Below are 6182 nucleotides of genomic sequence, written 5' to 3' on the forward strand. Positions count from 1 at the left end.
GCTGCCGGGAGGGCAGTCGTCAGGCGTCCCCGTGGCGTCAAGCCCGCCACCGCAAGGTAGGCAGGAATCTCCCTCGTTTACGAGGGAGAGCACTTCAAGTCTGCTGCGTCTACGTCTGCGCGGTTCTCTGTACGAGGCTGCCGGCGCCGTCCGCGGCGCGCGGGCCGCTCTTCACCGGCAGGATCGCATGTACGCGGAAGCCGCCTCCGTACCGGGGACCGGTGGTGCAGCGGCCGCCGACCGCGGTGACCCGCTCCCGCATGCCGAGCAGGCCGTGCCCGCCGCCCTCTTCCGGCCCCTCCTCGCCCGCCCCGCGTCCCGGACCGTTGTCCAGCACGGTGATCTCGATGTTCGGCCCCACCCGTACGACGCTGACCTCGGCCTTCGCCTCCGCTCCCGCGTGCTTGCGCACGTTCGTCAGGGCCTCCTGGATCACCCGGTAGGCGGCCAGGTCGATGGCGGCGGGGAGGGTGGTGTCCTGGTCGGCGCGGGCCACCTCGACCGGGAGTCCGGCGTTGTGGAAGGTGCCGACCAGCTCGTCGAGCCGGTGCAGACCGGGCGCCGGCTCGGTGGGCGCCTCCGGGTCCCCGGACTGGCGCAGCAGCCCGACGGTCGCGCGCAGCTCGTTCAGCGCCGAGCGGCTGGCCTCCCGTACGTGGGCGAGGGCCTCCTTGGCCTGGTCGGGGCGCTTGTCCATGACGTGCGCGGCGACTCCGGCCTGGACGTTGACGAGGGCGATGTGGTGGGCGACCACGTCGTGCAGGTCACGGGCGATACGCAGTCGCTCCTCGGCGACGCGGCGGCGGGCCTCCTCCTCGCGGGTGCGTTCCGCTCGCTCGGCGCGCTCCCTTATGGCGTCGACGAAGGCGCGGCGGCTGCGTACGGCGTCCCCGGCGGTCGCGGCCATGCCGGTCCACGCGAAGATGCCGAGGTTTTCCTGCGCGTACCAGGGCAGGGGGCCGGCCAGCATCGCGGAACCGGTGAGGACGGTCATCGTGAGGAGGCCGACGCGCCAGCTGGTGGTGCGGTCGGTGGTCGACGCGACGGTGTAGAGGGCGATCACCGCGGACATCGCGACGGGGGCCCGGGGGTCGGCGGTGACCGACTCGACGAGGGAGGCGGTGCTGGTGAACGCGAGCACTTTCATGGGGGCGCGGCGGCGGAGGGTGAGGGCCGCGGCGCCGAGCACCATGAGGAGGAGGCTGAGGAGGTCGGGGGTGCGGGCCGTCCAGCCGCCGTGGCCCTGGCTGTTGGGGTCGACGAAGGAGGCGCCCATCATGCAGAGGAGGACGGCGGCGGCGAGGGCGACGTCCAGCGCGAGGGGGTGTGCTTTTAGGTGGCATTGGGCGCGCTGGAGGGTCGTCACGTCTGTCAAGGTAGCCCCCCGGTGTGCGTTGCTGGGGACTGCGCCCCCAGGCCCCCGCTACGGCCCTGAACGAGCCTTGTCCTCAAACGCCGGACGGGCTGAAGATGCCGGCCGGAGCTGAAACCGGCCCTGACTCACCCTGGGATCAGCCCGTCGTCGCTCAGCAGCTCCCGTACCTGCTCCAGCGTCGCGTCCGGTGACGGGAGGATCAGTTCCGAGGGTTCCAGGGAGTCGTCGGGCAGGGGGTCGCCCAGTTCGCGGACCTTGGCCAGGAGGGAATGGAGGGTGCGGCGGAAGCCGGGGCCGTCGCCGATCTCCATTTCCGCCAGGAGCACGTCGTCCAGCTTGTTCAGTTCGGCGAGGTGGCTGTCCGCCAGCCTCACCTGGCCCTCCCCCATGATCCGTACGATCATGTCGCCCTCCTGGGCTACTGCTTGTCGAAGCGCGGGCCGTCCTTCTGCTGCTGTGACTGGTGCTGGCCCGCGCCGCCCTCGATGGCCTGCTGCCCCGACGACGAGCCGCCGGCCAGCTCCGCCTTCATGCGCTGCAGTTCCAGCTCCACATCCGTACCACCCGACAGCCGGTCCAGCTCGGCCTGGATGTCGTCCTTCGCCATGCCCGTGGGGTCGTCGAGGGCGCCCGAGGCGAGCAGCTCGTCGATCGCGCCGGCGCGCGCCTGGAGCTGCTGCGTCTTGTCCTCGGCCCGCTGGATCGCCAGGCCCACGTCGCCCATCTCCTCGGAGATGCCGGTGAACGCCTCGCCGATCCGGGTCTGGGCCTGGGCGGCGGTGTACGTCGCCTTGATCGTCTCCTTCTTGGTGCGGAAGGCGTCGACCTTGGCCTGGAGGCGCTGCGCGGCGAGGGTGAGCTTCTCCTCCTCGCCCTGGAGGGTCTGGTGCTGCGTGTCCAGATCCGTCACCTGCTGCTGAAGGGCGGCGCGACGCGAGAGCGCCTCGCGGGCGAGGTCCTCGCGGCCCAGCGCGAGTGCCTTGCGGCCCTGGTCCTCCAGGGTGGCGGACTGCTTGTTCAGCTGAGTGAGCTGAAGCTCCAGTCGCTTGCGGCTCGTCGCCACGTCGGCGACACCGCGGCGCACCTTCTGGAGCAGCTCCAGCTGCTTCTGGTACGAATAGTCGAGGGTTTCGCGCGGGTCCTCGGCCCGGTCAAGGGCCTTGTTCGCCTTCGCGCGGAAGATCATCCCCATACGCTTCATGACACCGCTCATGGGCTTCGCGCGCCCCCTTCTGACGGACTCCAGTTCCAGCACCTGCAACAGGACCAACAGTACGGGCCCTGCCTCCATTACCGCACTGTTCCGGGCCCGATGCGCTCATCCCCAAGGACGACTGCGATCTGTCCCACTCCGGCGTAGGGAGTAGGTGATCCCCTACTGCCTGTCCATTCAGACGACCGGCGTTGCCGGATCGTTCCCCACTCGGCTGCGGTCCATGCCTCGATACCCCTTACCCTTGGGTTTTGTGTTCCGTAGCCGTGCCAAGGAAGAGAAGGCCCCCGCCGACAAGGCGCCGGTGACCGACTCCAAGCAGACCCGTGACCCGCAGGCCCCGAAGGGCAGGCCCACTCCCAAGCGGAGCGAGGCCCAGTCCCAGCGGCGCAGCGTGGCCAGTACGCCGACGACGCGCAAGGAGGGCGCCAAGCGGCAGCGCGACGAGCGCCGTGCCGCGATGGAGCGTCAGCGCCAGGCTCTCGCCAGCGGGGACGAGCGTTATCTCCCCGCCCGCGACAAGGGTCCGGTGCGCCGTTTCGCGCGCGATTTCGTGGACTCGCGCTTCTGCGTCGCCGAGTTCTTCCTGCCGATGGCCGTGATCATCCTCGTACTGAGCATGGTGCGGGTGGGCGCACTGCAGAGCATCGCGCTGCTGCTGTGGCTCTTCGTGATCGTGCTGATCATCGTCGACTCGATCAGTATCGCGATCCGGCTGAGGAAGCAGCTGGCCACGCGCTTCCCGAACGAGCGGACGAAGGGCGCGGTCGCCTACGCGCTGATGCGGTCCCTCCAGATGCGTCGCCTCCGGCTGCCCAAGCCGCAGGTCAAGCGCGGAGAGCGGCCCTGAGCACTACGTCGTTCTCCGGGGGCGCGGCGGACGCCTGGCTGCACAGGCTGGGCGGGCTGCGCAATGTCGTACGGCAGGAACTGGTGGCCCGGCAGCTCGAGGAGCAGATAGCGGGGCGTTTCCCGGTCGGGCAGCGGCTGCGGGTTCTCGACGTCGGTATGGGCCAGGGCACGCAGGCGTTGCGCCTGGCGCGGGCCGGCCATCAGGTCACCGGTGTCGAGAAGGACCCGAAGATGCTCGACGCGGCCCGGGAGGCGCTGGCCGCCGAGCCGGAGGGCATCCGTGCCCGCGTCCGGCTCTTCGAGAGCGACGGCCGTGACACCGGGGTGCACTTTCTGCCGGGCAGCTTCGATGTGGTGCTCTGCCACGGCGTACTGATGTACGTCGAACTGCCGGACGCCCTGTTGGCGGGGCTGGCGCGGATGCTGGCCCCTGGCGGGCTGCTGTCCCTGCTGGTGCGCAACGGGGACGCGCTCGCCATGCGGGCGGGGATCGCCGGGGACTGGGCTGGGGCGCTGGGTGCGTTCGACAGTGACTCGTACACGAACCGGCTCGGTCTTGACGTGCGTGCCGATCGGCTGTCCGCGCTCACCGGGACGCTGGCGGGGATCGGGGCGCCGTTGCAGGCGTGGTACGGGGTGCGGGTGTTCACGGACACGGCGTCCGACGAGGCGGAGGTTCCCTCGGACGTGGATGCGCTGCTGGCCGTCGAGGAACGGGCTGGGCGGACGGATCCCTATCGGCAGGTGGCTGCGTTGTTGCACTTGTGCGGGGTTCGGGGTTAGGCGCTTTGTTTGGTCGACTGCGGGTTGGTGGGGGCTTGTCGCGCCCACCCGGCGGTAGCCGCAGATCAAGTACAGCCCCGCGCCCCTGAAAGGCCGCTGTCGGCGCCCCCTAGGGGGCGCCGGCAGCGGCCTTTGTCGCGGCTACGCCTCCTGGGCCTCTTTCAGGCTCATCGGGCCGTAGATTTTTGTCGTGTCCTCGAACAGGTGTACCTGGTCCGTGCCGCCTGCTAGCAGGTCCTTCCAGTACTCGCCGATCCAGGACTCCGCGTCACCCTGCGTCGTGAACTCCTCGGGCTCCACCGCCGGCTGGACCTCCTCCCCGTCGGTCTTCTCGAACCGCCACGTCCATGCCGCCATGTACGCCTCCAAGATATGAACCGCTGCGGACCAGGGGCCGGACCTTGATCCGACTTCTGGTCCGAGAGCCTAGGGCCTGTCCAGGCCGGACGCGCAAGACCTGCGGGGACACGCGAAAATCAGTTCGTGGAACTCACTCTGCTCGGCACCGGTGCCCCCGACGGTCTCCCCCGCCCCGACTGTGCGTGCGCGGCCTGCACCAGCGCGCTCGGCGTGCACGCGCGGGCGGCCACCGCGCTGCTCGTGGACGGCACGCTGCTGCTCGACCTCACTCCCGGCGCTGTCCTCGCGGCGGCCCGCGCCGGGCACTCACTGGGCGGCGTGCGGCAGGTGCTGCTGTCGCATCCGCACGACGGGCCGGCCATCGAGGTGCCGGCGGGGCTCCCGCAGCCCGGACGGGTGCCGGACGGGCGGGAGTTGGCGCTGCTGACCGGGCACCGGGTGCGCGCGGTGCCGATGGACGCGCCGGGTACGGGGTACGCGGTGACCGGTCCGGACGGGCAGCGGCTGCTGTACCTGCCGCCGGGCGCGGCGCCGGCCGGGCTCGACAAGAGCGGTCCCTCGTACGACATGGTCCTCGCGGACGTCGTCGGGCGCCCGGACGCCCTGGCCCGGTTGCGGGCGGTGGGCGCGCTGGGGCCCGCCACGGACGTCGTCGCCGTTCATCTGGACCATGACGTGCCCCCGGGTGCCGAGTTGCGGCGCCGGCTCGCGGCGGCGGGCGCGCGGGCGGTGGCGGACGGTACGACGTTGACGGTCGGCGTCTACGAGGACGTACCGGATGTGCCGCGGCGGACGCTGGTGCTGGGGGGTGCCCGGTCCGGGAAGTCGGTGGAGGCGGAGCGGCGGCTGGAGGCGTTTCCCGACGTGCTGTACGTGGCCACGGGCGGGACGCGCAACGGGGACGGCGAGTGGGCGGCGCGGGTGCACGCGCACCGGGAACGGCGGCCGGGGTCGTGGCGTACCGCCGAGACCTGTGACCTCGTACCGCTGCTGAAGGACGACGGGGCGCCGCTGCTCATCGACTGTCTGTCGCTGTGGCTGACGGACGCGATGGACCAGGTCGGGGCGTGGGACGACGCGGAGTGGGCCGGGGGCGGGGAGCGGGAGTTGCGACGGCGGGTACGGGAGTTGACGGCGGCGGTCCGTTCGACACGGCGGACTGTCGTCGCCGTGTCGAACGAGGTGGGGTCCGGGATCGTGCCGGCCACGGCGTCCGGGCGGCGGTACCGGGACGAGTTGGGGCGGCTGAACTCGGTGTTCGGGGCGGAGTGTGAGCATGTGCTGCTGGTGGTGGCGGGGCAGGCGGTGGTGCTGCGGGGGTGAGCAGAGCCCCCGGCGGGCTTGCGGTTCGGCTGCGGGCCCGGTGGGGGCTGGTCGCGCCCACGCGGCGGTAGCCGCAGATCAGATACAGCCCCGCGCCCCTTCAGGGGCGCTGCTCGCGGCCGGGGTTCTCGTGCCCCGTCTCGCGATGATTCGGTATGTGTTCGCGAAGCGGGTTCTGCGGAGGACGGGGGCCAGGGTGTGGTCGAGGGCTGTGGCCGCCGCCAGGAAAGGGGTCGCCGCCCGGAGCAGGGGGGTGCGGCGGGGTGGGAGCGCTCG

7 protein-coding genes and 1 pseudogene are annotated in these 6182 nt (G+C 71.4%); 3 read left to right on the forward strand and 5 right to left on the reverse strand.

What is annotated here, in order from left to right:
* Window positions 1-109 precede the first annotated feature (109 nt).
* The 3 genes from ADL01_RS15915 to ADL01_RS15925 form a co-directional block, all read right to left on the reverse strand.
* Window positions 110-1366 (reverse strand): sensor histidine kinase, encoded by a 1257-nt coding sequence (locus tag ADL01_RS15915; protein ID WP_053742654.1) that lies wholly within the window; start codon window positions 1364-1366, stop codon window positions 110-112.
* A 134-nt stretch (window positions 1367-1500) separates the two neighbouring features.
* Entirely contained in the window at window positions 1501-1779 is a 279-nt protein-coding gene (gene pspAA, locus ADL01_RS15920) for a PspA-associated protein PspAA (protein ID WP_053742655.1), read from the reverse strand.
* A 14-nt stretch (window positions 1780-1793) separates the two neighbouring features.
* Window positions 1794-2588, reverse strand: a complete 795-nt coding sequence (locus ADL01_RS15925) for a PspA/IM30 family protein (protein ID WP_053742660.1) — start codon at window positions 2586-2588, stop codon at window positions 1794-1796.
* A gap of 223 nt (window positions 2589-2811) precedes the next feature.
* On the opposite strand from ADL01_RS15925, the gene ADL01_RS15930 reads away from it, so the two are divergent.
* Both ADL01_RS15930 and ADL01_RS15935 read left to right on the forward strand, forming a co-directional pair.
* Window positions 2812-3438, forward strand: a complete 627-nt coding sequence (locus tag ADL01_RS15930; RefSeq protein WP_078960548.1) for a DUF3043 domain-containing protein — start codon at window positions 2812-2814, stop codon at window positions 3436-3438.
* 83 nt (window positions 3439-3521) lie between these two features.
* Window positions 3522-4223 carry a class I SAM-dependent methyltransferase gene (locus tag ADL01_RS15935; protein WP_053742657.1) on the forward strand — a complete coding sequence of 234 codons (702 nt, stop codon included), beginning with the start codon at window positions 3522-3524 and terminating at the stop codon, window positions 4221-4223.
* 141 nt (window positions 4224-4364) lie between these two features.
* On the opposite strand, the gene ADL01_RS15940 is transcribed toward ADL01_RS15935, so the two are convergent.
* Complete coding sequence (locus ADL01_RS15940; protein ID WP_053742658.1) at window positions 4365-4580, reverse strand: hypothetical protein; 216 nt, start codon at window positions 4578-4580, stop codon at window positions 4365-4367.
* Window positions 4581-4706: 126 nt separating this feature from the next.
* Between ADL01_RS15940 and ADL01_RS15945 the strand changes: the two genes are divergently transcribed.
* Entirely contained in the window at window positions 4707-5906 is a 1200-nt protein-coding gene (locus ADL01_RS15945) for a bifunctional adenosylcobinamide kinase/adenosylcobinamide-phosphate guanylyltransferase (protein ID WP_053742659.1), read from the forward strand.
* Window positions 5907-5984: 78 nt separating this feature from the next.
* Here the strand turns inward: ADL01_RS15945 and ADL01_RS46165 are convergent.
* Window positions 5985-6182, reverse strand: a pseudogene (locus tag ADL01_RS46165) (hypothetical protein); the annotation flags it as partial.

This window comes from Streptomyces sp. NRRL WC-3618 (assembly GCF_001280005.1).
In the GTDB taxonomy this organism is placed as follows: domain Bacteria; phylum Actinomycetota; class Actinomycetes; order Streptomycetales; family Streptomycetaceae; genus Streptomyces.